Source organism: Mesorhizobium sp. WSM3862, from assembly GCF_002294985.1.
GTDB lineage: Bacteria > Pseudomonadota > Alphaproteobacteria > Rhizobiales > Rhizobiaceae > Mesorhizobium.
Window position 1 is genome coordinate 102,382 of record NZ_NSGE01000005.1, and the last position, 25,995, is coordinate 128,376.

Sequence of the window (25,995 nt, forward strand, 5' to 3'; positions counted from 1 at the left end):
CCGTCGAGAGGCCCTGGTTCGAGGCCGCAGCGGAAATACAGGCCGTGGCCCCGAATGTCGAGGGCCGGCGCGCTCGCGCGTAGGCAGACCGTTGACGAAGCGCGGCGCTGGCCCTAGAAGAACAGCCGGATCTCCCGTGGTGATTTGGCCGGTCGGCTTGCAGCCACGTTAAACAATTCGCTAAAGGGCCGTTTGCAACCTGTAACCGGCTTTGCGAAGGCAGGCCGGTTTTTTGTTGTCCGTTGCCGGCCGGACGCCGTATCGCGAGATCGATGCGACTGGATGGGGAATGCAATGGCCGCTCAGCGCGCTCCAAGGACCAACCACGAGGCCGACCAACCGTCGAGCCCGGTGTTGCAGTTCGGTCCCGACAAACCGCTAAAGCTCGATGCGGGCACCGTGCTGTCGCCGTTCCAGGTCGCTTACCAGACCTACGGCGCCCTCAACGACGCCCGCTCCAACGCCATCCTCGTCTGCCACGCGCTGACCGGCGACCAGCATGTCGCCAGCACCAATCCGGTGACCGGCAAGCCGGGCTGGTGGGAGGTGCTGATCGGCCCCGGCAGGATCATCGACACCAGCCGCTTTTTTGTCATTTGCGCCAACGTCATCGGCGGCTGCCTCGGCTCCACCGGCCCGGCCTCGACCGATCCGGCGACAGGCAGGCCCTATGGGCTCGACCTGCCGATCATCACCATCCGCGACATGGTGCGGGCGCAGCTGATGCTGGTCGATCATTTCGGCATCGAGAAGCTGTTCTGCGTGCTCGGCGGCTCGATGGGCGGCATGCAGGTGCTGCAATGGGCCGCAAGCTACCCGGAACGCGTCTTCTCCGCGTTGCCGATCGCCACCGGCGCCCGCCATTCCTCGCAGAACATCGCCTTCCACGAGGTCGGGCGGCAGGCCGTCATGGCCGATCCGGACTGGCACGGCGGCAAATATCTCGATTTCGGCAGGCGGCCGGAAAAGGGCCTCGCCGTGGCGCGCATGGCCGCGCACATCACTTACCTCTCGGAAGCAGCGCTGCACCGCAAGTTCGGCCGCAACCTGCAGGATCGCGAGGCGCTGACCTTCGGCTTCGACGCCGATTTCCAGATCGAAAGCTATCTGCGCCATCAGGGCATGACCTTCGTCGACCGTTTCGACGCCAACTCCTACCTCTATCTGACCCGCGCTATGGACTATTTCGACCTCGCCGCCGACCACGGCGGACGGCTGGCCGATGCCTTCGCCGGCACCAAGACACGCTTCTGCCTGGTATCGTTCACAAGCGACTGGCTGTTTCCGACCGAGGAAAGCCGCTCGATCGTGCATGCGTTGAACGCCGCCGGCGCGTCCGTCTCCTTCGTCGAGATCGAGACCGACCGCGGCCACGACGCTTTCCTGCTCGACGAACCGGAATTGTTCGCGGCCATCAACGGCTTCATAGCCTCGGCGGCGCGCGCAAGGGGGCTCAGCCTATGAGCGGCGCGCGATCTCTGTGTCTTAGCCGCACTTCTGAGGCGCCGAGATTCCCATTGGCCGCAAATGCTCAAAGGCCGGAGGTGTGCCCATGAGCGTCAATCGCGCCCAGCGCGTCGACCTCGAAGTCGTCACCGATCTCATCCCGCCGCATTCGCGCGTGCTCGATGTCGGCTCCGGCGATGGCGTGCTTCTGGAGGTTCTGCAGGCGACCAAGCAGGTTGATGGCCGCGGCCTGGAGCTGTCACAGCGCGGCGTCAACGAATGCGTGGCGCGAGGCCTTTCCGTCGTCCAGGGCGATGCCGACAAGGACCTCGAATTCTACCCCGACAAAGGTTTTGATTTCGTCGTCCTGTCGCAAACGCTGCAGGCGACCCGCAACCCGAAACTTGTGCTCGACGAGCTGCTTCGGATCGGCAACCGCGCGATCGTCTCCTTCCCCAATTTCGGCCATTGGCGCGTGCGCTTCTCGCTGCTGATCAAGGGCAGGATGCCGGTCACCAAGGACCTGCCCTATTCCTGGTACGACACGCCGAACATCCACTTCTGCACCATTCGCGACTTCGTCAATCTGTGCGAAGAGCTCGGCGCGACGGTCGAGAAGGCGACCGCGCTCGACGCCAACGGCCAGAAGATCGGCCTGTCGATGCCCTGGTGGTTCTGGAACTTCTTCGGCCAGCAGGCAGTGTTCTTGCTGAAACGATGATCTCGCTCGATCTCTTTCGACGCCGGCCGGCCGTGGTTCAAATCCCGTCGGAAATTCTGTCGGAGATAAGCACTGGGATTCTTGTGTGCACTTCGCCGCGTACCGGCAGCAATCATCTTGCAGGACTGATGGCTTCCGCCGGGCTGGGCAATCCACTGGAATGGTTTGGCGGGCGCCGGCTGCTCGAACAGCCAGGCTATCCGCGCGATGCCAGAGGGCAGCTTCTGAGGGCGCTGACGGAAGGACGGTCCTCTTGCGGAATCTACGCGATCAAGCTTTTTGCGAGTCAGTTCGCTCAAGTTACCAAGAAGGTGAACCTCCCCGCCAGTCTTCCCAACCTTCACTATGTGCGCCTGACGCGCAGCGATCTGCTGGGTCAGGCGATCTCATGGGCGCGTGCGCGCCAAACCCGCAGATTCCGCTCTAGCGAGGTCAATCGCGCATCCCCACGCTATGACGGCGAGGCTATCGCCGAATCGCTTGAAAAGATTCTGATGGAGACTCTGGCTTGGGACCGGTGGTTCGCGAAAAACGGGCTGTCCGTCCTTGCGCTAACTTACGAGCAGGTCCAGCAAGACCCGAGAGGAAGCCTCGAGAAAATTGCCCAGTTGGCCAGGGTCGAGCCTGTCTGGGGAACGAATCTCGTGTCGGGCCTCGAAATCCAACGCGACGCGACCAATGACGAATGGCGAAAACGTTTCCTGTCTGAATATGCCGACCCGTCCAGCTTCCAGCACAGAAAAAAGCGTGGCTTCCTGAAGATCTAGAAACTGGGGCTTCATGCGATTGAAGCGCAGACTTGCAAATAGAATGGCACCGAGAATCGTTTGACGGCATACTCCGCACGGCTACTGCGACTGTACCGGCAAAACTGGTGGTGATTATCTATGGCTGAACACCCGATCTATTCGATCGTCATGGAGATGGAGAACGCCAAATCCATCGACTGGGACGAGATCGGCCTGGGGCTGAAGTCACTGGCGCGCGAAATCGCGGCTGTTTCCGCTAGCGGTTTTACAAGGCCAAAAGTTGTCGTGTCGCATGGCGGGCCCGATTCGGACGGCAGCTTGCTGCAAGCGAGCATTGAAGCTGAAGCGCCTGAATTGATGCAGGTTGCCGACCTGACAATCACAGCTTGCCCCGACGGTCGGTATTACGAACTCAAGAACAACGGCGTGCTTTTGACCGAAGGAGACATCGTCGTTTTCCTGGATTCGGACACGGTCCCTCAGCCAGGTTGGCTTTCAAATCTGCTGCAGCCGTTTCAACAGCCGCAAACCGTCTGCGTGAACGGCCATACCTATCTGTCCTATGACGACTTCTTCTCGAGAACCTTCGCCTTGATCTGGTTCTTCCCGATGGCCCGCGGAGATGAAAGATTCGCCTCGAAGCGGGCGATCAATGCCAACAATGTCGCCTTCCGGCGCCATTGGATCGTCAACCACCCTTTCCCGGCACATAACGGCTTCAAGGTGTCCTGCACGCTGCTGATGCACCAGCTTCGGCGCGAGGGCCACAAGATTGTCAACGTCGATGCGCGCGTTTACCACTACTCTCCGCGCGGCTGGCGGTTCTTCTATTGGCGCGCGTTGGTGACCGGCAGGGACGCCGACCGCAAGTTCGTCGCGCTTCATGCCCCCAGTCGCAGCCAGCGGATCGTCAAGTCGTTCAGTCGCTGGTGGACCATGTCGTGGCGCACGACGCGACGCGTGCTCAGCCACGCGCCGCAAACGGGTATGCCTCTTTGGCAGATCCCGTTTTCACTGGTGGTAGGCCTGGCTTTTTATACCCTGGCATTTCTTGGTCATTTCAGCCTCGCTGCCGGTCTCGTAAGCGACGAAATCGAAACCGTGCCTGACTATGTCGGGCATAGTTGAAGGATAAACCGCCGCGAAGTGTTGCTTTCAAACCGCATGACTTTGAGGAAACACGCTCTGAACTTGACCCCGATGCGACACCTCAGGTGACATAGGCGGCTCTTTTCTGTAGCGTTTGCCGAATCCATCCGGGGGCGGACATGGAGGCAGGTGGTGCGAGTATCTTACGGTCATCGTTTATCTGCCCATAACGAAAGTTAGATGCCGACTGCCTCCGACCCAGCTCCGCTGATCACCGTGATCACGCCGACGCACAACCGGCGAAGCCAGGTCGTGCGCGCGGTGGAAAGTGTTCTTGCCCAGACACTTACCCGCTTCGAGCACATTGTTGTCGACGACGGTTCGACCGACGGAACGGCCTTGGCGCTGGCCGAGATTCGCGATCCCAGACTGATCTATGTCGGCGCGAAATGGCGCGGCGCCAATGCCGCGCGCAACGCGGGCATCGAGCGCGCGCGGGCGCCGATCGTGACCTTTCTTGATTCGGACGATGTCTATCTGCCGGACCGCCTCGACCGGACGCTGTCGCACTTCGACAGGAACCCCTCGCTCGAAGTGCTGATCAGTTCCTTCATCTCGGTCAAGGGCGGCCGCAGCACCAAATGCATCAATCGTCAGGCTTTGCTCGACAAAAGCAGGCTGCAGCGCGCCCTGGTCTCGCAGACGATTTTCATCGCCGGCTCGGCGATCACCGCCCGGCACGAATCGCTGCTTGCGATCGGCGGCTTTGACAGCGACATCACGCGCATGCAGGACCGCGAATTGCTGCTGCGTTTTGCCAACCGCAGCGGCGCCTTGCTGTCGGATGATATCGACTGGAAGAAATACAATTCGGAAAATTCGATCTCCGGCCGGCGCGACGGCTATGTCGAGGCCTACGCCAACCTGATCGGCAAACATCCTTATATTGCCGACCGCTATCCCGACGTGCCGCCCTATATGATCGCGCGGCAGATCATCGCCGACATATTAAAGGGGAGGCTGCCACAGGCCTTTTCGGGCTATCTCGCCAATCGGTCGTCAAAGGCGCTCGGCTACTCGCCGACCGAACTGCTGCGCGGCTATGTCGTCGGCCGGCGCTGGCGCCGCGATTGCTATGACGAGTTCCGCGCCAAATACGGCGCCAGAGCGGCCTGAGGCACAGCGCGGCGCTCTGGCCGAAACAGTGCAAATTGGGACCTCACCGATCCAGCTCCGGAAAATACGGATCGGAAAACCGCTGCCGCAGCCGTTCGCCAAGCAGGCAGTCGGTCGGCGCCTCCGCGTCGACGCGGATGCTTCCGGCGTCGCCGATCCCGCTCACCTCCTGGATCAGCTTGCGGCGGATAGCCGTCGAGAATTCCGACGCCGCATAGATCGGCAACACGAACGAACCGGGGCCGCCGGTGACGCAATCGGCATAGTAGCGGTCGAGACGAATGACGCTCGGCGACGGACTGATCAGGATCGGCAGGCCGTTGACCACGATGCCTTTGGCCAAAGCCGCATCACGGATCATCGCGACGGGCAGCCCGGCATTGTTGGGCCCGTCCCCCGATATGTCGATGACCCGGCGCGGCGCCGAGTAGCTGTTTTTCTCCAGAAGTCCGGCGCCGAATCCGAGAGCGCCTGAAATCGACGTGCCGCGAAAGCTCCGGAATGGACGACCCGCGATCTTGTCGGCGAAGGCGTTGGCGCTGTCCGCGCCGTCGATCACTTGCCAGCCAATCACGCCGTCGTCGCGCACGACGCCCGCCCATTCGAAATAGGCGAGCGCGATGCGGCCCCTCGGGCCCGAGCGCACGGCGCTGATGAAGTCGGGATGGCGCAGCGCCTCGACATAGCCGGCGCGCTGCAGGGCGAACTCTTCTTCGTCCATCGATTGCGAGATGTCGACGGCCAGCACGAGTTCGACATCGACGGCAGTGCCGCCGATTGCAGGCATTGGCGCTGCCTCGGCGCAGGCAAGGCACGCAAGCAGGCTGAACAGCTTGACCACGGCAGGTTCCACCACGCCGGGATTGTTCCCGGCGATCGCGGCGAAATAAAGCTATTTCTTGGCGCGCGCGGCAACAGGCGGGGGCTCGATCGCCCCGGCGCGGAGACGGGCCGGCTTGAGCGCCGATCCGCCGCTGTCCTTTACGATGGTGATCGCGCGCGGGAAGAACTGGTTGTTGTGCAGACCGCGCCCGATATTGAGGATGGCGGCGTGCGGCAGTCTGGACTGCAGCATCGCCAGCACGCGCCGAAGCGTGGCGCCGTCGAACGTATCCAGCGCTTCGTCGATGATCACCCATTTCGGCTTCCTCAGCGCCAGCCGGGCGAAGGCGAGCAGCCGCTGCTCGTCGTCGGCCAGCTCATGCTCCCAGCGCGCCGAGCGGTCGAGCTGGAACGAGAGGCGCTCGAGGCCGACTTCACCGAGCACGTCGGAAATCTCGGCGTCGTCGATCTTGGCGCCTTCGGCATGGTTGAGCACCTCGCGCAGCGTGCCGAGCGGGAAATAGGGGGTGCGCGGCACGAAGAACGGTGTCTCTCCGGCCGGCATGCCGATGCGGCCACCGCCCCACGGCCAGAGGCCGGCGATGGCGCGGAAGAACAGCGTCTTGCCGGCGCGCGGATCGCCGGTGATCATGACGCGCTCGCCGGCCTTTATCTCGACCTCCGTCTCCGCAAGCCTGGTGCAGCCGTCGGGCGAGGCGACCTCGAGCTTGTCGAATGTCAGCGTGCCATTTGCGTTTTCGCCGAACGCGATGCGCTTTTGCTTGGCGTGCAGGATGTCCGTTTCGCCGAGCGCGATGCGAAAGTCGGCAACGCGCATCAGCGTTGCCCGCCAATCGGCGATGGCGCCGATGTTGTTGATGAACCAGCGTAGCGAGGAATTCACCTGGTTGAAGGCGCCGACCGCCATCATCAAACCGCCGAAGCTGATGTCGCCCGCGAAATAGACCGGTGCGGCGACCAGAATCGGCGCCACCACGGTGATCCAGCCATAGGCGTCGGTAACCCAGGACAGGTTGATCTGGGCGCTGTAGATGCGCCGCATGGCGTCGAGCACGCCGCCGAGGTCGAGCTCGAGCTGCCGCCTGGCGTCCGCCTCGCCATGGGCGAGCGCGATGGCGTCGACATTCTCGTTGACGCGGACCACGGAGGAGCGCAGCACGGCCTCGCGCGTGTAGCGATCGCTGTTGAAGCGGATCAGCGGCCGGCCTACCAGCCAGCTCAGCCAGGAGGCGATGCCGGCATAAAGGATCGCCGCCCAGACCATGTAGCCCGGTATTTCCAGCGAATGGCCGCCGACATGGAAGACGAAGCCGGAAGAGAGCTCCCACAGCACGCCGATGAAGGATACAAGCAGGATGAAGGATTGCAGCAGGCCGACGCCGAGATCGGTCGACAGGTCGGAGAGATGCCCCGCGTCCTGCTGCATGCGCTGATCGGGATTGACGCCGATCGCACCCGCATGGGTGAGCCGGAACGCACGCGCCGGCCGCATCCATTCATCGATCAGGTCGAGCGTCAGCGCCTCGCGCAACTTCAGCCGGATCGTCTGGTTGAGCCAGGTCTGGCCGACATTGAGCACCAGGAGGCTGCCGGCAATTGCGGCAAATACCATCAGCTGATGCAGGAAGCCCGACAGGTCGCGCCGCGCCAGGGCATCATAGAAAGGCTGGTTCCAGCGATTGAGCAGCACTTGCCCGATCGAGGTCGCGACGATGACGCCGACAATGCCGATCGAGGCCCACAGGAGCCGCCTGCGCACCGGCGATGCCTTCAGCGCCAGCCTGATCGCCGCCAGCTGGTCTGAGAGGCGGCTCGTCTCGACTGAGAACGCGGCCTGTTCGATACTGGGCGTGTGGTCCATGATGCGAGATCCCTGCTGCCAGGAACGGTCATTGGCGGCGATGCCGCACCCCGAACCCGCCTCTGAGATAGGGTGACGATTGCCGTATGACGCAAGGCTTGGCCCCGATCACGAACGCGTCATCCGCCTGCCTGCGGCACCGGGCCGTCGGCCCGACGGCCGAGCGTCGTTGCGCCCTGCGGCGAGAACACCGGCACGAAGACGCGGCGCGACGCGCGCTGCGCGACAGGCACGCCCTGGTAGAGCCGCTTCTGCGCCTCGACGACGATGACCCCGGAAAAGATCGGCCAGAGCCGCCGGCCGGCTCGCTCCAGCACGTTGTGGAACTGCATCATGGAGCGCCGCGGCGATGGCGGGAAGAACAGCGCGTCTGACCATGCGGCCGGCGTGAAATTGGCCTCGCGTAGCAATTCGGTGAGCTGGCCGCGCGAGAACGGCCGGCCGTTGCCGAAGGGCGTGTGCTCGAAACGCGCCCAGACGCCGCGCCGGTTGGGCACGACGATGACGACCCTGCCCGCCGGCGACAGCACGCGCCAGATCTCGTTCAGCGTCTCGCGCGGATTTTCGACATGTTCGAGCGAGTGGACGAGCAGCATGCGGTCGATGCAGGAATCGACCAGCGGCAGCTCCTCGTCGAAGACCAGCGCCGTCGCCGTCGGCCCCGTCGCCGGCCAGACCACCGCCCCTTGCGTCGCCGGCATGAAGGCAAAGACGCGCTCGGCATCGGCGCCGAACCGCTCCAGCCACGGCAGCGTGTAGCCGAGACCGACCAGGCGCTCGTTCGGAACGGGCGCCCATATCGACGACAGCGACATGGTGATCGCGCGCTCGGCGAGGCGCCCGAGCGTGGTCGAATAGAAGGACCGGAGATCGACGATATCGGAATGCATGCGCCGGACGGTAGCCGCGATATCCGGCGAGTTCAACAAAGGCGGATGACATCGACAGCCGGGCGCCCTATGTCTGCGGCCATAAACGGAGAGCGACGAGATGCCGGTCGAAATCGAACAGTTCATGTGCCGCACCGACAATTTCGGCGTTCTGGTGCATGACCCCAGGAGCGGGCAGACGGCGATCATCGATGCCCCGGAAGAAGCGCCGATCCTCGCCGCGATCAAGCGCACCGGCTGGTCCCCGACGATGATCCTGACCACGCATCATCATGGCGACCATGTCGAGGCCAACCTGGCCCTGAAGGAGCGCTTCAAGCTCACCATCGTCGGACCGGAAGCGGAAAAGGCGAAGATCCCCGGCATCGACGAGACGGTCAGCCAGGGTTCCGTCATCCGCCTCGGCGAAGAAGAGATCGAGGTCATCGAGACGCCCGGCCATACCGCCGGCCATGTCTCTTACCATTTGCCGGCCTCGAAGGTGGCCTTCACCGCCGACACGCTGTTTGCGCTGGGCTGCGGCCGGCTCTTCGAATGCAAGCCGCCGGTTATGCACGAATCGCTGAAGAAGCTTGCCGCCCTTCCGGCCGAGACCGTCATCTATTGCGGCCACGAATACACATTGGCCAATGCGCGCTTCGCCCTGACCGTCGATCCCAGCAATTCAGCATTGAAAGAGCGCGCCGGCAGGATCGAGAATCTGCGCGCCGAAAACAAGCCGACCCTGCCGACGACGATCGGCGAGGAACTGTCGACCAATCCGTTCTTGCGCTGGCACGACCCGGCGATCCGCAGACATCTCGGCATGGAGAGGGCGAGCGATACGGACGTGTTCGCCGAGATCCGCAAGCGCAAGGATAACTTCTGAGCGCTCCTTTATGACCAGCGCCGCCGAAATCATCGCCGCGCTCAGCCTCGAGCCGCACCCCGAGGGCGGCTGGTATGCCGAGACGTTTCGCGACGCGGAGGGTGGCACGCGCGGCCATTCGACCGCGATCTATTTCCTTTTGGAGCAAGGCCAGCGTTCGGCCTGGCACCGGGTCAAGGACGCGGCCGAGGTCTGGCATTTCTATGCTGGCGCGCCGCTGGCTCTCGCCACGCACGAAGAAGGCTCCGGCACCATCGTCGAACATCTATTGGGCGCGGCACTTTCCGCCGGCGAGCGGCCGCAGATAGTGGTCCCGGCCGGCTGTTGGCAGTCGGCGCGCAGCCTCGGCGGATGGACGCTGGTCGGCTGCACGGTGGCACCGGGCTTCGATTTCGCCGCCTTCGAGCTGGCCGAGCCGGACTGGCAGCCGAAAACAGCCTAGGCCAGCAGGAAACCAAGCGTGATCGCCAACTGGGCCGCATAATAGAGCACCCAGACCGCGTAGCGCATCGAGACGCGATGCGGCGAGCTCGCGGCCAGCAGGAAGCGCTCTGCCGCCAGCAGCCCGTCCGATATGATGAACAGCACGGCTCCGGCGATGACCCAGGGATGAAAGGTCGTGAGCGCCGAAACACCCATGGCGAGGATCGCCCCGGCATAGACGGCGACCGGAACGCGCAGGGCAGGTCCGACGCGCCGCCAAAGCGCGGCGAGCATCGTGATAACGAAAACCGCCAGCGCCAGCGCAATGGCGCCGCGCCAGGACTCGGCGGTGAGCAGGCCGATTCCGCCACCGGCGTTCAGGAACAAGGCGACATAGGCGACATGTGCGGCAAGAAAGCTCGCCAGCCCTGCAAGAAAGACTTTTTCACCGTCTTGGGAGAGGAACGCGTCGCCGGCGGCGCTGAGCGCCAGCGCTGCGACGAGCAGCGGCGGACCGCCCTGCATGACGGCGAGCGCCGCCAACAAGGCCACGGCCAGCGTCTTGGCGGCCGAACGGGCGAGGCGTGGCGGCAGCTCGAGCGCAAGGACGTAAATCGCGGCGGCGGCGATCGAGAACAAAAGCGTCGCATTGGGATTGGCGTCGATGCCGCCTGGAAACGGCATCATGCGCGCGCTCCGCCGGTCGCCGGCTTGCGCAGCCCCGAGGCTTCGGCGAGCAGTGCAAACAGCGCCCACAGGGCGTCCGCCGAGAAACCGATCAGTGTTGCGCGCCCCATGCCCCATCCCCGGAGGCGCGCCGTGGCGCCTAACTATTCGGCTGCTTCGAACCGTCTTGCGCTGATGGTCAGCGGGCCGATCTGGGTCCCGACCGTGGCGCGGATCGGCGCATATACGCCGGATTGGCCGACGGGTGCAAATGTCACCATCATGCGGCTTTTGTTCTTCAGGAAGTCCAGCGCCTTGCGGCCCTTGCGATAGCCCGCCACCGGCTCGAAGCCCATCTTGCAGGTCACGGTGTCGCCCTTGTAGCCCGGCACCGAGATCGAGCCTTTCGAGGCATAGGTCAGCGACAGGTTGGCGCGCATCTCGCCATCGTAGAATTTGACGGTCCGCCCGCAGACCTTGTCCAGGCTGTCGGCATGGACGACGGTCGCGGCCATCGGATCGACCACCGATTTCAGGTCGCCGGAGCCGACCGGCACCCAATTCTTGGGATCGCGCTTGCCGGGCTCCGGAACGACCTTCGTCGAGGAGACGTCGCCATCGGCGAAGCGTATGTCGACCACCGATGCCTTCTTGCCGGAAGTATAGTCGGCCCGGAAGGCCCGCGGCCGCATCTGCTGGCCCGAAATCGTACCCTTCGACGAGATCGTGCCTTTCGTATCGTCGAACAGCTTGGCGATGCCGGCGGCCGAGACGGTGCCATTGATGGCATAGGTGTCGCCGTCGTAACGGCTGGAAAACGTCGCCCTGGCGACCGAAAGGCCCAGGAACGACACGGTGTATTCGCCCTTGAAGGACTGCGGCGAGGCAGCAGCGAAGGCGGTTGAAGGCACAGCGACGGCGAGCAGCGCGGCAAGGGCATGGGATGGGCAAAGCATGGCGGCGGCAGGTCCTTGATACTGGCGGAAACGCAACGGTTTCACCCTGGCAATCCCTTCGCGCAGGGCTTATACGACGAATTCCGGCCTTTATATGGAGCGAGCTTGGCCGCCGCGTAGGTGCCGGAGCTTGACGTAGTGGCGAAATGCAACTATGGAACGCCAACTTTTCCAAAGGCCGCCTGACCGAGACCGCGCGCCGCCTGGCGCGGGCAGAATGGTTTGGCAGGTTTAGAACTGAAGGTTAGACAAGATGTCCCGCACCTGCGAGCTCACTGCCAAGGCAGTCCAGACCGGCCACAATGTGAGCCATGCCAACAACAAGACCAAGCGTCGCTTCCTGCCCAACCTGGTCAATGTGACGCTGATTTCCGAAGTGCTGAACCAGAACGTTCGCCTGCGCATTTCGGCCAACGCGCTGCGTTCGGTCGAGCATCGCGGCGGCCTCGACGCGTTCCTGGCCAAGGCCGACGCCAAGGAGCTGTCGCAGCGCGCTCGCCTGCTGAAGAAGCAGATCGCCAAGAAGCTCGCCGAGCAGTCGGCCGCCTAAAGCTCTCTTTTCAGGCGGGGGACGACCGCCTCGAGCACCGGCTCCAAACTGGTGCTCGGACAGTGAGCGCCGTCATGACGCTCGGCTGGTTCCATTACCCAGGATAAAAAAATGAACTTCCTTTCACGATACCTGCCTTTCGTGGCTGCCATGGCGCTTGTCGTCGTGGCGTCCAACATCCTTGTCCAGTTCCCGATGCAGGGCCAGATCGGCGGCCTGTCGCTGGCCGACCTGCTCACCTGGGGCGCCTTCACCTATCCTTTCTCCTTCCTGGTCACCGATCTTGCCAATCGTCGCTACGGCCCGGCGGTGGCGCGCAAAGTGGTCTTCGTCGGCTTCATGACGGCGGTCGTCTGCTCGATCCTCGTTCCGCCCTTCCTGTTCCGCCACGGTCTGATCGCGTTCGAGACCGCCGCTGACCGGCTGGTGCGAATCGCGGCCGCGTCCGGCGCCGCCTTCCTCGCCGCACAACTGCTCGACGTGACCGTGTTCAATCGTCTGCGCCGGCAAAGCTGGTGGCGCGCGCCGATCGTCGGCACGCTGGTCGGCTCTGTCTTCGACACGGTGGTGTTCTTCGGCGTCGGCTTCTCCGCCGCCTTCGCCTTTGTCGGGCCGAACGACGGCTTCGCGCTGGAGACGGCACCGCTGATGGGCGTGATGCCTGTCGAAACCATGCGCTGGGTGTCCTGGGCGCTTGGCGATCTCTCGGTCAAACTGATCATCGCGGTGGTGGCACTGATCCCCTACCGGCTGCTTGCCGCCCGCTGGAGCCAGCCGGCCATCGCCTGACCCTTGAAGCGGCCCTTCGCGGCTTTACGCTTTGTTACGGCCATTGGTGCAGGATCGCCAAAACGATCCAGGACATTGCCATCAGCATGACCATCCAGGGCACCGGTTGGAAACATGACCTTCTGCTTGCGCTCTGCGCGACGCTGCTCGTGCTGGGGATCAATGCGATCTCCGGCTTCCCAACGATCGCGGACCTTGGCGCCGACAATGACAGCATGCTGAGGCTGGTCGAAGTTCGCGACCTCTTGGCTGGACAGGGCTGGTTCGATCTTCATCAATACAGGATGGGCCTGACCGGCGGCTTCGTCATGCACTGGTCGCGGCTGGTCGACACCCCGATCGCGCTGATCATCTTCACCTTCCAGGCCCTGGGCGCCAGCACGGCTGCCGCTGAAAAGGCAGCGCAGATCATCTGGCCGCTTTCCCTGTATGGACTCACCATATTCGTCATCCTGCGCGCCTCCCGGCGTCTCGCCGGTACGGACGTGGCGATGCCTGCGCTGGTCCTGTCCACTGCGGCGCTGTTCTTTATCGGCATCTTCCACCCTGGCACGCTTGACCACCACAACGTCCAGCTCCTGCTCACGGCAGCCAGTCTCTGGCTTATGACGGAGGCTCCCTTCCGGCGGTCAGCCGCTCTTCTGTCCGGCCTGTGTGCAGGCCTCACCCTTGCCGTCGGGATGGAGACAGCGCCTTATGTGGCCACACTTGGCGCCTGCGCCGCCGTGCTCTTCATCTTCGATGAAAGGGAGCGCCAGACCGCGCGCGGCTTCGGCATCGGATTTGCCGCGATAGCCTTGGTGGTTCTTGTTGCCACCATACCGCCGTCGGCCTGGGGCGTGGCCGAGTGCGACGCCTTCTCGGCTTTCCAGTTCGTCATCGCGGCGCTGTCGGGCTTTGGACTCGCGGCGATTGCGTGTCTACCCGGACAGTCGACGGCTAAGAGGCGGTTCCTCTCAATGTCCGCGTTGGCCGTTGCAATTGCGGCCGTTGCGCTCCTGTTCTTTCCGCAATGCCTGGCATCGCCCTATGCCGGCATGGATGAGCGCATTCGCACCTATTGGCTGAACGACGTCGTTGAGGCGCAGCCCTTCCTCAGCGTGGCCGTGAACGAGCCGAAGCTGATGGCGGCGCGTTATGTGACGCCCTTCATCGCAATCCTGTTGATTGGCCTTCAGCTGCGCAGCCGCCGCCTGCGCCGCGAGGAAGCCCTTACCGCCGTGCTGCTGATCGTCGCTTTCGCCGTCAGCCTATGGCAGGTGCGCGGCTCGACCTTCTCGGTTGCCTTCGCGGTGCTGCCGCTCTCGACCTGGATCGCCGGGGTTCGCCTGCAGGCAACCGCCGCGCAATCGTGGCGCGTCTCCACCCGCATCGCGGCGGCATGGCTGGTGTCGCTCAATGCGACCTGGGCCGGCGTCGCCGTCGCCGCGCAGTCCGTGGTCCAAAAGGCACCCACCAAGATCAATTCCGATGCCGATCATGCGCTGACCTGCGGCAAGGCCTCGGACTTCAGCGACCTGGCCGGCATGCCGGCAACGACGGTGCTTGCGTCCTCCAATCTCGGCTCCCCCATCCTGATGTTCACCGGCCATAGGGCGTTGGCCGGCCCCTATCATCGCAATGTCAGCGGCAATCTCGCCATGCTCGACGCCTTCATGGGAACGCCGGATGCCGCCCGCGCCATCGTTGAGCGCGAGCACGTCGGGCTGGTTGCCATATGCCGCGGCAATTCGGAAGAGCTTTCGCTCGCCGCCCAAGCTCCCACGGGCTTGGCCGCGCGGCTGCTGAAGCGGGACGTTCCCGATTGGCTGGAACTGGACAGCGCGACGGCGAACAAGCCGGTAGAGATCTATAAAGTCCACTGAGGGCCGGCAACTTCGGGGAAAATGCGCAGCGAATTTCCGTCCCGAATTGGACAAAATCAAGCACCGCTCAGTCCTGGTGCAGGATGAATTCCAGGTAGAGGTTCCGCTGCAGGATCGATTGATTGTCGTCCGAGACCAGCGACACCATCAGCGCGCCGTCGTCGCGGGTCCAGACGTCGAGCCCTTCCATATTGTCGATCTGGTAGCCCATATCGGCGTCGATCAGCACCGGGCCGTCGGCGACCGCGCCCTTCTCGATGCTCTCGCCATAGATACGCCTCAGCCGCATCTTCACCCCGCGCGCCATCGAGAAGCTGCGTTCGAGTAGCAGCAGGTCGCCATCGGGCAGGAAGGCGCCGTCGGTGATGTCGAAATTGCCGTTGCGCTTGACGGTGAAGACGCCCTTCCTCGGTCCCTCGATGATGGCGGCATAGATGTTGCCGGCCTTGTCGAGGCTCTTTTCCGACACCACGACCAGGCCGCCCTCGTGCTGGCCGTAAGGATTGGCGTGGGTGACCGTCTCGAAGCCGCGGTTCTGGCGCAGCTCCCGCGCCGGGACCAGATAGTCGAGCGTCTTGAACGGCGCCTTCATATTGTCCGGCTCGACCTTGAACTGGACGACGCGCTGGTCGCGCTCGAAACCGACGGTGGCGATACCGTCCTTGACCGCGAGGCCTTCGGCGTCGACCTCCCATTTCTTCTCGATCGGCTGGCCCGAGGCGTCGACCATCTGCTGCATGCGGAAATTCGACACGCCCGAGGGGCGCTTGTCGGCATCGTGGGTGATGGTGCCGAAGAACCAGAAGCCGGTATCGGTGACGCCAATGAAATCGCTGCCTGATTTGAGGAAGCGGAAAGCCGAAAGTGCGCCGAAATCGCGCGACGGCGAGGTCATCTCCAGCCCGCCGACGAACTCGAGCGACCCGAACTGTTTCCGGTCGCGGCCGATATGGAACTCGGTGATCGGCCGCGCTGAAACTTCGATCGTCTCAACCGCAGCGCCTCCCTCGGCGAAGACTGGAGAGGCGGCCGAACAGACCAGCGCGCAAACAAAAGCCGTCCGCCGGCATCCGCCTCGCGAAAGGATCATCCGGCGCGCCTCAAGCCACCGCGCCGCGTGTCGCGCGCGCTCTCCTCGCCGAACAGCGATGCCAATTGCTCCGTCATGGCGCCGGCCAGCTCTTCGGCATCGACGATGGTGACGGCGCGGCGATAGTAGCGCGTGACATCGTGGCCGATGCCGATGGCTAAAAGCTCCACCGGCGAGCGCGTCTCGATGAGATCGATCACCGCGCGCAAATGGCGCTCCAGATAGTTGCCGGGGTTGACCGAGAGCGTAGAATCGTCGACCGGCGCGCCGTCTGAGATCATCATCAGGATCTTGCGCTGTTCCGGCCGGCCGATCAGCCGGTTGTGCGCCCAAAGCAGAGCCTCGCCGTCGATGTTTTCCTTGAGCAAGCCCTCGCGCATCATCAGGCCGAGATTGCGGCGCGCGCGCCGCCACGGATGGTCGGCGGACTTGTAGATGATGTGGCGCAGATCGTTGAGCCGGCCAGGATTCGACGGCTTGCCGTCCTTCAGCCACTTCTCGCGTGCCTGCCCACCTTTCCACGCACGTGTGGTGAAGCCGAGGATTTCCACCGAAACCCCGCAGCGCTCCAGAGTGCGCGCCAGGATGTCGGCGCAAGTCGCGGCAACCGTGATCGGCCGCCCGCGCATCGAGCCCGAATTGTCGAGCACCAGCGACACCACCGTGTCGCGGAACTTGGTGTCGCGCTCCTGCTTGAAGGACAACGGCTGCATCGGATCGATAACGACGCGCACCAGCCTGGATGGATCGAGATAGCCCTCCTCCAGGTCGAAATCCCAGGAACGGTTCTGCTGCGCCATCAGGCGGCGCTGCAGCCGGTTGGCCAAGCGGCCGACGACGCCGGAGAGATTGGCGAGCTGCTTGTCGAGGAAGGCGCGCAGCCGGTCGAGTTCCTCTTCCTCGCAAAGGTCCTCGGCGCCGACCGTCTCGTCGAAGGCGGTGGTGAAGACCTTGTAGTCGATGTCCTTCGGCAGGTTGAGGAACGGATTGTCGTTGCGGCGCGCCTCGCCCGGCGTCTCGGCGTCGGAATCATCCTCGTCGGAAAGGTCGTCCGATGTGGCGTCGGTCGCCTCCGTTTCGGCCGACTCTTCCTCGTCGGCGGAAGCCTCCGCGTCCTCGGACTGCGACTGTTCGGAGCCGGAATCGTCCTCGCCGCCTTCCTCGCTCTGCTCCTCGCCCTGCTGCTCGTTTTCCTCGTTGTCCTCGGAGTCTTCCGTCTCCTGGTCGTCGCCGAGCTCCTCGGCCATCTCCATGGAGACGAGCATGTCGCGTACGATGCGGGCGAAGGCTTGCTGGTCATCGAGCCTGGACGACAGGCCGTCGAGGTCGCTGCTGGCCTTTTCCTCGACCCAGGGCCGCCACAGATCGACCAGTCGCTCGCCGCTCTTCGGCACGGTGCGGCCGGTAAGCTTTTCGCGCACCATCAGCGCCACCGCCTCCTCGAGCGGGGCGTCGGCCTTGTCCTTGACGTCGACCAGGTTTGCCCTGGCGTATTTGTCCTCGAGCATCGAGCCGATATTGTCGGCCACGCCCTGCATGGCGCGGCTGCCGATCGCCTCGACGCGGGCCTGCTCGACGGCATCGAAAATAGCCCGCGCGAGCTTGCCTTCCGGCGCCAGCTTGCTGTGGATGCGCTGATCGTGGCAGGCGCGCTTCAGCGCCATGGAATCGCCGATGCCGCGGGTGATCGCGATGTCGGTCCGGGAAGCCTTCTTCGGCAGTTCGGGCAGGCGGGCGCGGTTGCCGGCCAGCGCCGGCCGGTCCTTGGCGAAGCCGACCTCGAGATCCTTGTCGCCGGCGACGGCGCGCATGCAGACGATGACGGCGCGCTTGAAGCTGTCCGCTTCAGACCCGTTCTTCGGCTTGTTGCGCGTGTTGTCGCCCGGACCCGCCATCGATCATTCCCTGCGCGTTGTGGTCCGAAAGGCCAAGCCTTCCGGCACGCGCCTTACCCCAGCACCACGTTGGCGGCGCTCTCCGGCAGATCCTCGCCGAAGGCGCGCTGGTAGAATTCGGCGACCACCGAACGCTCCAGCTCGTCGCATTTGTTGAGGAAGGTGAGCCGGAACGCCATGCCGATATCGCCGAAGATCTCGGCGTTCTCGGCCCAGGTGATGACCGTGCGCGGGCTCATCACCGTCGACAGGTCGCCATTGATGAAGGCCGAGCGCGTCATGTCGGCGACGCGCACCATCTTGTTGACGATCTCTTTGCCCTTGCTGTCGCGATAGTGCTTGGCCTTGGCCAGCACGATCGACACCTCGTTGTCGTGCGGCAGGTAGTTGAGCGTGGTGACGATCGACCAGCGGTCCATCTGCGCCTGATTGATCTGCTGCGTGCCGTGATAGAGGCCGGTGGTGTCGCCGAGACCCACCGTGTTGGCGGTGGCGAACAGCCGGAAAGCCGGATGCGGGCGTATGACGCGGCTCTGGTCGAGCAGCGTCAGCCGGCCCGACGATTCCAGCACGCGCTGGATGACGAACATCACGTCCGGGCGTCCGGCATCGTACTCGTCGAAGCAGAGTGCGACGTTGTGCTGATAGGCCCAGGGCAGGATGCCGTCGCGAAATTCCGTGACCTGCAGGCCTTCCTTGACGACTATGGCGTCCTTGCCGACGAGATCGATGCGGCTGACATGGCTGTCGAGATTGACGCGCACGCAGGGCCAGTTGAGGCGCGCGGCAACCTGCTCGATATGGGTGGACTTGCCGGTGCCGTGATAGCCCGACACCATGACGCGGCGGTTGTAGGCGAAGCCGGCGAGGATCGCCAAAGTCGTTGCCTTGTCGAACAGATAGTCCGGGTCGATGTCGGGCACGTGCTCGGTCGCCGCCGAATAGGCCGGAACCACCATCTTGGAGTCGAAGCCGAATTTCTCCTTCACCGGCACCGTCGTATCGGGCAGGTTGGCGATGTCGCGATCGACCTTGTTCATCTCTATCAACGTCTCCACGGGCGAAACGCCGCGTTTCGCCGGCAATCGATTTGTTCGGGGGCGGTCTTAGAGCCTTTTCCAACCTTATGAAAGTTGGAAAACGACATGGACCGTAGGGTCGCTCAGCACAATCCTGCTTGCTTGAGCACGCGATAGGCCTGCAGCACATCGCGGAACCGGTCTTCCGAACCTCTGTCGCCGCCATTCGCATCCGGATGGTGGCGCTTTACGAGTTCCTTATAGCGTGCCTTGATATCCTTGCCAGTCGCCTTTGTATCAAGGCCAAGCGTTTCCAGCGCCTTGGCCTCAAGCGGCTTTGCCTTGCGCTCGCGCACTTCGCGCGTTCCGCCGCCGAACAGATTGAAGGGATCGCGCATGCGGTTGTAGTAGCCTGCACGCCCGGAGCGCTGCTGCGCGAAGTCGGGTGCCGAACGCATGCCGCCGCCATTGGCGCCCATGCGCCAGGTCGGCCGGTGTCCGGTCAGCGCCTCTTTCTGGAAGCGGGCGATCTCGCTGTCCGACACGCCCGAGAAGTAGTTGAAGCTCTTGTTGTATTCGCGCACATGCTCAAAGCAGAAGCGGAAATACTCGCCCTCCTTCAGGCGCCCGACCGGCGCGCGATGCGTACCGGCCTCGCTGCAACCGTCCCACTGGCAGATCGGCGCGCGCGACTTCAGCTCCGCGTCCTTTTCCGGTCGGATGCGAATCTTCTCGAAATATTTGGGATACGGTTTCATCCTCACCCATTTATGGGCTGTTCGCTACCGCGAAACAAGAATTGACATTTCGCCGATGATCGCCCTAACCGCTGAATCGCGGCCTAAAGCGGTCGAAAGCACAGATTTTGCGGCGGTACCGCAGATGTGGTGAAGGGAAGCCCCGATGTCCATACAGTCGACGATGGAAAACAAGCTGAAGGCGGCATTTTCGCCGGAAAGGCTCACCGTCATCAACGAAAGCCATCTTCACGCCGGCCATCACCACGTCGAGCACGGCCACGAGGCCGTCTTCGACGGCACCGGCGAGACCCATTTCCGCGTCCGTATCGTCTCGCAGGATTTTGCCGGCATGAACCGCATCGAGCGCCACCGCGCCGTCAATCACCTGCTTGCCGACGAACTGAAGGCCGGCGTGCACGCGCTGGCGATCGAGCCTGCAGCACCTGGTGAGAAGACACGCTGGTAAGCTCGGCGGGCCGGGGGCCGCTCAGATCACCGCTTCGATGAGGAACGGCCCCGGACGCGACAGCGCGCTGTCGAGCAGCGCGTCGAAGCGCTCGCATGTGTCGGCGCGGGCTGCTTCCACCCCCATGCCGCTTGCCAGCGAAACCCAGTCCAGAGCCGGCTGATCAAGGTCGAGCATTCGCCTGGCATTCTCGCCGATCGCGTTCACCCCGACATTGCGCATCTCGCCGTGCAGGATGGCGTAGGTCCGGTTGGAAAAGACGATCGTCACCACGTCGAGCTTTTCCCGCGACTGGGTCCATAATCCCTGCACCGTGTACATGCCGCTGCCGTCCGCCTCCAGATTCAGCACCTTGCGGCCAGGACAGGCGATGGCCGCGCCAGTCGCCATTGGAATGCCGCCGCCGATCGATCCGCCTGTGCCCATCATGTAATCGTGCGGGGCGGCAAAGGCCGAGAGCGCAAAATAGCGCCGCGCCGAGGTGACGGCCTCGTCACAGACGATCGCATTCTCCGGCAGCTTCCGGGCTACCGAAAGTGCAACCGCGTCGTCCGTCAGCTTGCCGCGTGGGGCCGGCTCATCGGGAAAGGCCGTGGCGACAGGCACCGGCTGCGACGGTTTGATGCCCAGTTCGTCGCGAAGCGCAGCGAGTGCCGCCTTCAAATTCTCGCCATGCTCGGCCAACGACATCAGTTCACAGCCTTCGCTCACAAGCCGGCTCGGCTTTCCGGGATAGGCAAAGAACGCCACCGGTTCCTTGGCTCCAACGAGGATCAGGAGATCGATGTCGGCAAGGAGAGTGCGCGCGGCGTCGATCGGATATGGAACGCGGGTAGGCGCAACTCGGCCGCGGCCGCGCTGCATCCGGGCGATCAGAACGTCGCTGAACAGCCGGACATCCGAAACCGCCGATATCTGTCCGGCGATTTCCAAGGCATCCTCACGCGCGGCCGGCCCACGCAGGATCATGCCGACGCGACCGGGCGCGGCGCGAATGGCTCCGGCAATCTTGCGCACGATGGCTGCGTCGACCGAACGCGGCGCCGCGAGCTCCACCTTGGCCGACAGGAGCGAACTGGCCTCTCCCCACGCCGCGTCCGCCGGCAGGATCAGCGTAGCGATGCCGGGAGGCGTCAGCGAAGCGCGAAAGGCCGCCTGCGCGGCCGGCGCGATGTCGGCCGGACCGGCGATGCGGCGGACCCAGTTCGACATCGGCGCGGCGAGACCTTCAATGTCGCTGGTGAGCGGCGCGTCGAGCGGCAGGTGATAGGAGGCATGGTCGCCGACGATGTTGATCATCGGCACGCGGGCGCGCCGGGCATTGTGGATGTTGGAGAGGCCATTGGCCAGTCCGGGGCCGGTGTGGAGCAGCGTCGCAGCCGGCCGGTCGGTCATCCTGGCGTAGCCGTCGGCGGCACCCGTCACCACGCCCTCGGCAAGACCGAGCACGCAGCGCATCTCCGGCTTGCGGTCGAGCGCGGCGACGAAGTGCATTTCCGAGGTACCGGGTTTGGCGAAGCAGACATTCACGCCGTTCGCCAGTAGCACATCGCAAAGCACATCGGCGCCATTCATCGCGTTCCCTCTCGTCCGATTGCCCCCGGACAATTGAGCCGACAAGTCTTCATGCCGCAATGTCCGGTCAACGACTTTGAAGTGATCCAGTTTCAGGAGTGCCGGCGCGTTCAGGCGACCCTCGCCTTCAGGAAAGCCATGACGGCGGCAGTCAGCGCATCGCCGTCCTCCCCGAAGCGGTGGTTGATCGCCATATGCCAATAGGCGCCGCCGTCGAATCGGGTTACCTCGGATTCCCTGGTCGCGGCCGGTTCGCGAGATCGTGGGCCGCGGCTGCATGGGCCGGCGCGCTCCGCCGCCCCGGGGGGGGCACCATGGAACATTTGCCTGATCTGGCGGTTTGATGCAGGCTCGGCCCTTGCCTCGTCCATGCTGGGCGGATTGCTAGTCGGACCGGAGAACCGATGCCCTCGGCCGGCGCTTCGGAACGGTGACCACCAATGAGGAAGACGTATCGACCTCCAGCCGCGCCGCCCAATGGGCGCTCAAGCCGCTCAGAACCTCTGCGCCTGTTTCCGGCAATTGCACTGGCGGTACTCCTTTCGGCTCCGGCGGCTGCGCATCAGGCGCCCAAGGGCTGGCAGTATGACAGCTCATGCTGCTCGGGAATGGACTGCTACCAAGCACCCGCGGCCGACGTGAAGGAAACGAAATATGGGTACCAGCTCTCCACCGGAGAGCTCATTCCCTACTCCGATCGTCGGATCAGGCGTTCGCGTGACGAGTTCTTTCACGAGTGTAAGCCCGGAGGCGACGCGAATTCTCAGCATTCCTTCTGCCTCTACGTTCCCGATCACGACATGTGAGTGGAAAACCTAAGATTTTCCTTGAAGCTCTCCCGGCCATCACCACCTAATCATCATGGGTGAGCATTCCGTCCGCATCGGGTGCTGTGAGTCGTCAATGCCCGATTGCAGGCGCTCTCTCTCATATGAGGGAACCACAATGCTTTCCGGCAGTTGAATACGAGACGAGCTGACTGGCCGACTGGCAACCAGAGCGGCTCTGAGGGCAGAATATCATGCGAGAGAACCAATCCGACGTCTTCGATCTGTTTTCGGAGATATATTCCAACGCGGCCCAGGAAGATATGAGCCTCCAGCAGTATCTGCTTGGCTGCCGCGAAGACAAATCCATGTATGCCTCGGCACCTGAGCGAATGGTCGAGGCCATCGGCGAGCCCAACCTGGTCGACACCAGCAAGGATGAGCGGCTCGGGCGCATCTTCTCGAACCGGACCATCAAGGTGTACCCCTCCTTCTCCGATTTCTACGGAATGGAGGATACGATCGAGCGCATCGCCGGGTATTTCCGTTATGCCTCGCAGGGTCTCGAGGAGCGCAAGCAGATCCTTTACCTGCTCGGGCCGGTCGGCGGCGGCAAGTCCTCGCTTGCCGAACGGCTGAAGAAGCTCATGGAACAGCGCCCGATCTACACGCTGAAGGTCGGCAACCAGATCAGCCCTATATTCGAATCGCCGCTTGGCCTTTTCCACCCCGATCGGATGGGCGATCTGCTGGAAGACAAATACGGGATAGCCCGCCGCCGCCTGAATGGGCTCATCTCGCCTTGGGCGGCCAAACGACTCGACGAACTGTCCGGCGACATTTCCAAATTCAGCGTGGTCAAGCTGTCGCCGTCGCGTCTGCGTCAGATCGCCATCGCCAAGACCGAGCCCGGCGACGAGAACAACCAGGACGTCTCGGCCCTGGTCGGCAAGGTCGACATCAGGCAGTTGGAACATTTCAGCCAATCCGATCCGGATGCCTATTCCTACAGCGGCGGCTTGAACCGGACGACGCAGGGCCTGCTCGAATTCGTCGAGATGTTCAAGGCGCCCATCAAGGTCCTGCACCCGTTGCTGACGGCAACCCAGGAAGGCAGCTACAACGGCACCGAGAATTTCGGCTCCTTCCCCTATCAGGGCATCGTCGTTGCCCATTCCAACGAATCGGAATGGCAGCAATTCAAGAACAACAAGAACAATGAGGCCTTCCTCGACCGCATCCTTGTGGTCAAGGTTCCGTATTGCCTTCGTATCACCGAAGAGAGGCAGATTTACGAGAAACTTCTGCGCGAGAGCGATCTGGCGAACAGTCCCTGCGCGCCCGAAGTGCTGGACATCCTCAGCCGTTTCACCGTCTCGACCCGGCTTGCCGAGCACGAGAACTCGCCGCTCTACACCAAGATGCGCGCCTATGACGGCGAGAACCTCAAGGAGATCGACCCGAAGGCGAAGTCGGTCCAGGAATATCGCGATGCCGCCGGCGTCGACGAAGGCATGACCGGGGTCAGCACGCGCTTCGCCTTCAAGATTCTGTCGCAGACTTTCAACTACGACACCAAGGAGGTCGCAGCCGATCCCGTGCACTTGATGTACATCCTCGAGGAGGCGATCAAACGCGAGCAATTCCCCAAGGAAACCGAAGCCGCGTACCTCGAGTTCATCAAATCGGAACTTGCAGCGCGCTACGCCGAGTTCATCGGCCACGAGATCCAGAAGGCTTACCTGGAATCGTATAGCGAGTACGGCCAGAACCTTTTCGACCGCTACATCGCCTATGCCGATGCGTGGATCGAGGATCAGGACTACAAGGATCCCGATACCGGCCAGATCCTCAATCGCGAGGTCCTGGACAAGGAATTGTCGCAGGTTGAAAAGCCGGCCGGCATCGCCAATCCCAAGGATTTTCGCAACGAGGTGGTCAAGTTCACCTTGCGCGCCCGGGCGCGCAACCATGGCCGCAATCCGTCCTGGACGAGCTATGAAAAGCTTCGCGAAGTGATCGAGAAGCGCATGTTCGGTCAGGTCGAGGATTTGTTGCCGGTGATCAGCTTCGGCTCCAAGCAGGACAGCGTCACCGAGAAGCGGCACAACGAATTCGTGCAGCGGATGGTGGAGCGCGGCTACACTCAGCGGCAGGTGCGCCGGCTGGTCGACTGGTACATGCGCGTGAACAAGGCTGGCTGACCAAAGCCCGAAGGGTTCGCATGCCGATCTTCATCGACCGCCGCCTGAATCCGAAGGACAAGAGCCTGAGCAATCGCCAGCGCTTCCTCAAGCGCGCTCGGGAAGAGCTCAAGCGCAGCATCCGCGACCATGTCCGGACAGGCCGCATCGCCGAGGTCGACCGCGAGCATGCCGTGCCGATGCCCCGCAAAGGCACCAGCGAACCGACCTTCAGCGACGCCAGGGACAGTGGGCAGCGCCAGCACATACTGCCTGGCAACAAATCGTTCAGTCCCGGTGATCTGATACCCAAGCCTGGCGGCGGCGGCACTGGCTCTTCGGCGCCGGGAACCAAGCAATCCGAGGATGACTTTCGCTTCGTGCTGTCGCGCGAGGAAGTGCTCGACCTCTTCTTCGAAGATCTCGAACTGCCCGATCTGGTCAAGCTCAATCTCAAGCAGATACTGAGCTTCAAGCCAAGACGGGCGGGCTTCACGGCAAGCGGGGCGCCGACCAACGTCAATGTCGGACGCACCATGCGAAACAGCCACGGCCGCCGCATCGCGCTCAGGCGTCCCAAGCAGGCGGAGCTGGACGCCATCTCAACGCAGATCGCCGAGTTGGAAGCGAAGCCGCCAACCGAGGCAACGCGCGAACGCATCGCTGCTCTGCGCGAGGAAGTTGATCGGCTTGAACGCCGGCGCAGGCGGATCGCCTATGTCGATCCGGTCGACATTCGGTTCAACCGCTTCGACCCCCAGCCGGTGCCGAATGCCAGCGCCGTCATGTTTTGCCTGATGGACGTGTCGGGATCGATGGGAGAGCGCGAGAAGGATCTGGCCAAACGGTTTTTCGTGCTGCTGCATCTGTTCCTGACGCGGCGCTACGAAAGGACGGACATCGTTTTCATCCGCCACACCCATGAGGCCAAGGAGGTGGATGAGCACACCTTCTTCTACCACACCGAGAGCGGCGGTACCGTCGTCTCGACGGCGCTCGAGGAAATGCACCGCATCATAGAGCAGCGCTATCCGGTCGCGGAATGGAATATCTATGCCGCTCAGGCTTCCGACGGCGACAACTTCGCCACCGATTCCGAGCGCTGCATAGAACTCCTCGACCGCAAGCTCATGCGCCTGTGCCAGTATTTCGCCTATGTGGAAATCATCGACGAACGCGAAAGCCACATTTTCGGCTCCACCGAGAACGGAACATCGCTCTGGCGCGCCTACAACGCGGTCGACGGAAAGTGGCCGAATTTCCAGATGAGGCGCATCGCGGCTCCCGCCGATATCTATCCGGTCTTTCGCGAGCTCTTCGCAAGGCAGCCTAGTCTGCGCAAGAGTGCGTGAGGCGGATGGGACATAG

At 63.3% G+C, this 25,995-nt stretch carries 24 protein-coding genes and 1 riboswitch; of the genes, 13 read left to right on the forward strand and 11 right to left on the reverse strand.

Translation table 11 applies throughout. The features are described 5' to 3' along the window. Positions 1–126 precede the first annotated feature (126 nt). A riboswitch (SAM riboswitch) is annotated at positions 127–204 on the forward strand. 90 nt (positions 205–294) lie between these two features. The 5 genes from CK224_RS16160 to CK224_RS16180 all read left to right on the forward strand — a co-directional run bounded on the left by CK224_RS16160 (position 295) and on the right by CK224_RS16180 (position 5,181). Further along, complete coding sequence (locus CK224_RS16160) at positions 295–1,464, forward strand: homoserine O-acetyltransferase (protein WP_095782441.1); 1,170 nt, start codon at positions 295–297, stop codon at positions 1,462–1,464. A gap of 88 nt (positions 1,465–1,552) precedes the next feature. Then, entirely contained in the window at positions 1,553–2,167 is a 615-nt protein-coding gene (metW, locus tag CK224_RS16165) for a methionine biosynthesis protein MetW (RefSeq protein WP_066990286.1), read from the forward strand. Continuing rightward, a complete protein-coding gene (locus CK224_RS16170; RefSeq protein WP_141245818.1) occupies positions 2,116–2,934 on the forward strand; it encodes a Stf0 family sulfotransferase in 819 nt (272 codons plus the stop codon). The genes metW and CK224_RS16170 overlap by 52 nt, the downstream gene beginning before the upstream one ends. Positions 2,935–3,054: 120 nt before the next feature. After that, entirely contained in the window at positions 3,055–4,044 is a 990-nt protein-coding gene (locus CK224_RS16175) for a glycosyltransferase (RefSeq protein ID WP_095782443.1), read from the forward strand. A gap of 201 nt (positions 4,045–4,245) precedes the next feature. Further along, complete coding sequence (locus CK224_RS16180) at positions 4,246–5,181, forward strand: glycosyltransferase family A protein (RefSeq protein ID WP_095782444.1); 936 nt, start codon at positions 4,246–4,248, stop codon at positions 5,179–5,181. A gap of 43 nt (positions 5,182–5,224) precedes the next feature. Here the strand turns inward: CK224_RS16180 and CK224_RS16185 are convergent, their stop codons facing one another. From CK224_RS16185 to CK224_RS16195, 3 genes are all read right to left on the reverse strand, one after another. Beyond that, positions 5,225–6,022, reverse strand: a complete 798-nt coding sequence (locus CK224_RS16185; RefSeq protein ID WP_245425963.1) for a DUF1194 domain-containing protein — start codon at positions 6,020–6,022, stop codon at positions 5,225–5,227. A gap of 51 nt (positions 6,023–6,073) precedes the next feature. Further along, positions 6,074–7,885, reverse strand: coding sequence for an ABC transporter ATP-binding protein/permease (locus CK224_RS16190; protein ID WP_095782445.1), 1,812 nt, complete (start codon positions 7,883–7,885; stop codon positions 6,074–6,076). A 119-nt stretch (positions 7,886–8,004) separates the two neighbouring features. After that, the gene (locus CK224_RS16195; protein ID WP_095782446.1) at positions 8,005–8,775 is read right to left on the reverse strand and encodes a methyltransferase domain-containing protein; all 771 of its coding nucleotides are present in this window, start codon (positions 8,773–8,775) and stop codon (positions 8,005–8,007) included. Between the two features lie 100 nt (positions 8,776–8,875). On the opposite strand from CK224_RS16195, the gene gloB reads away from it, so the two are divergent. Both gloB and CK224_RS16205 read left to right on the forward strand, forming a co-directional pair. Beyond that, entirely contained in the window at positions 8,876–9,643 is a 768-nt protein-coding gene (gene gloB, locus CK224_RS16200) for a hydroxyacylglutathione hydrolase (protein WP_095782447.1), read from the forward strand. A gap of 10 nt (positions 9,644–9,653) precedes the next feature. After that, the gene (locus CK224_RS16205) at positions 9,654–10,085 is read left to right on the forward strand and encodes a cupin domain-containing protein (RefSeq protein ID WP_095782448.1); all 432 of its coding nucleotides are present in this window, start codon (positions 9,654–9,656) and stop codon (positions 10,083–10,085) included. Here the strand turns inward: CK224_RS16205 and CK224_RS16210 are convergent. Next, the gene (locus tag CK224_RS16210) at positions 10,082–10,753 is read right to left on the reverse strand and encodes a lysoplasmalogenase (protein ID WP_095782449.1); all 672 of its coding nucleotides are present in this window, start codon (positions 10,751–10,753) and stop codon (positions 10,082–10,084) included. The genes CK224_RS16205 and CK224_RS16210 overlap by 4 nt on opposite strands. Positions 10,754–10,896: 143 nt before the next feature. Then, positions 10,897–11,688 carry a DUF3108 domain-containing protein gene (locus tag CK224_RS16215; RefSeq protein ID WP_095782781.1) on the reverse strand — a complete coding sequence of 264 codons (792 nt, stop codon included), beginning with the start codon at positions 11,686–11,688 and terminating at the stop codon, positions 10,897–10,899. Positions 11,689–11,941: 253 nt separating this feature from the next. Here CK224_RS16215 and rpmB point away from each other — a divergent pair, with 253 nt between their 5' ends. The 3 genes from rpmB to CK224_RS16230 all read left to right on the forward strand — a co-directional run bounded on the left by rpmB (position 11,942) and on the right by CK224_RS16230 (position 14,892). Then, positions 11,942–12,238, forward strand: coding sequence for a 50S ribosomal protein L28 (gene rpmB, locus CK224_RS16220; protein ID WP_066990317.1), 297 nt, complete (start codon positions 11,942–11,944; stop codon positions 12,236–12,238). 111 nt (positions 12,239–12,349) lie between these two features. Further along, positions 12,350–13,027 (forward strand): queuosine precursor transporter, encoded by a 678-nt coding sequence (locus CK224_RS16225; RefSeq protein ID WP_095782450.1) that lies wholly within the window; start codon positions 12,350–12,352, stop codon positions 13,025–13,027. Positions 13,028–13,113: 86 nt separating this feature from the next. Then, on the forward strand, positions 13,114–14,892 hold the full coding sequence (locus CK224_RS16230; RefSeq protein ID WP_095782451.1) for a glycosyltransferase family 39 protein: 1,779 nt from the start codon (positions 13,114–13,116) through the stop codon (positions 14,890–14,892). A 67-nt stretch (positions 14,893–14,959) separates the two neighbouring features. On the opposite strand, the gene CK224_RS16235 is transcribed toward CK224_RS16230, so the two are convergent. The 4 genes from CK224_RS16235 to CK224_RS16250 all read right to left on the reverse strand — a co-directional run bounded on the left by CK224_RS16235 (position 14,960) and on the right by CK224_RS16250 (position 19,654). Then, positions 14,960–15,982 carry an esterase-like activity of phytase family protein gene (locus CK224_RS16235; protein ID WP_066990326.1) on the reverse strand — a complete coding sequence of 341 codons (1,023 nt, stop codon included), beginning with the start codon at positions 15,980–15,982 and terminating at the stop codon, positions 14,960–14,962. Next, positions 15,979–17,877 carry a cobaltochelatase subunit CobT gene (gene cobT / locus CK224_RS16240; protein ID WP_095782452.1) on the reverse strand — a complete coding sequence of 633 codons (1,899 nt, stop codon included), beginning with the start codon at positions 17,875–17,877 and terminating at the stop codon, positions 15,979–15,981. The genes CK224_RS16235 and cobT overlap by 4 nt, the downstream gene beginning before the upstream one ends. 53 nt (positions 17,878–17,930) lie before the next feature. Next, positions 17,931–18,917: a cobaltochelatase subunit CobS gene (cobS, locus tag CK224_RS16245; protein ID WP_066990333.1), complete on the reverse strand. Its 987-nt coding sequence runs from the start codon at positions 18,915–18,917 to the stop codon at positions 17,931–17,933. Between the two features lie 122 nt (positions 18,918–19,039). Beyond that, a complete protein-coding gene (locus tag CK224_RS16250) occupies positions 19,040–19,654 on the reverse strand; it encodes a J domain-containing protein (RefSeq protein WP_066990335.1) in 615 nt (204 codons plus the stop codon). A gap of 145 nt (positions 19,655–19,799) precedes the next feature. Between CK224_RS16250 and CK224_RS16255 the strand changes: the two genes are divergently transcribed. Beyond that, positions 19,800–20,102 carry a BolA family transcriptional regulator gene (locus tag CK224_RS16255; protein WP_095782453.1) on the forward strand — a complete coding sequence of 101 codons (303 nt, stop codon included), beginning with the start codon at positions 19,800–19,802 and terminating at the stop codon, positions 20,100–20,102. Positions 20,103–20,123: 21 nt separating this feature from the next. On the opposite strand, the gene CK224_RS16260 is transcribed toward CK224_RS16255, so the two are convergent. Then, on the reverse strand, positions 20,124–21,677 hold the full coding sequence (locus CK224_RS16260) for an acetolactate synthase large subunit (protein ID WP_095782454.1): 1,554 nt from the start codon (positions 21,675–21,677) through the stop codon (positions 20,124–20,126). Positions 21,678–21,787: 110 nt separating this feature from the next. Then, positions 21,788–22,000 carry a hypothetical protein gene (locus tag CK224_RS31290; RefSeq protein ID WP_176477940.1) on the reverse strand — a complete coding sequence of 71 codons (213 nt, stop codon included), beginning with the start codon at positions 21,998–22,000 and terminating at the stop codon, positions 21,788–21,790. A gap of 698 nt (positions 22,001–22,698) precedes the next feature. Here CK224_RS31290 and CK224_RS16275 point away from each other — a divergent pair. Both CK224_RS16275 and CK224_RS16280 read left to right on the forward strand, forming a co-directional pair. Beyond that, entirely contained in the window at positions 22,699–24,648 is a 1,950-nt protein-coding gene (locus CK224_RS16275; protein WP_095782455.1) for a PrkA family serine protein kinase, read from the forward strand. A 20-nt stretch (positions 24,649–24,668) separates the two neighbouring features. Then, entirely contained in the window at positions 24,669–25,979 is a 1,311-nt protein-coding gene (locus CK224_RS16280) for a YeaH/YhbH family protein (protein WP_066990345.1), read from the forward strand. The last annotated feature ends 16 nt before the right edge of the window (positions 25,980–25,995 follow it).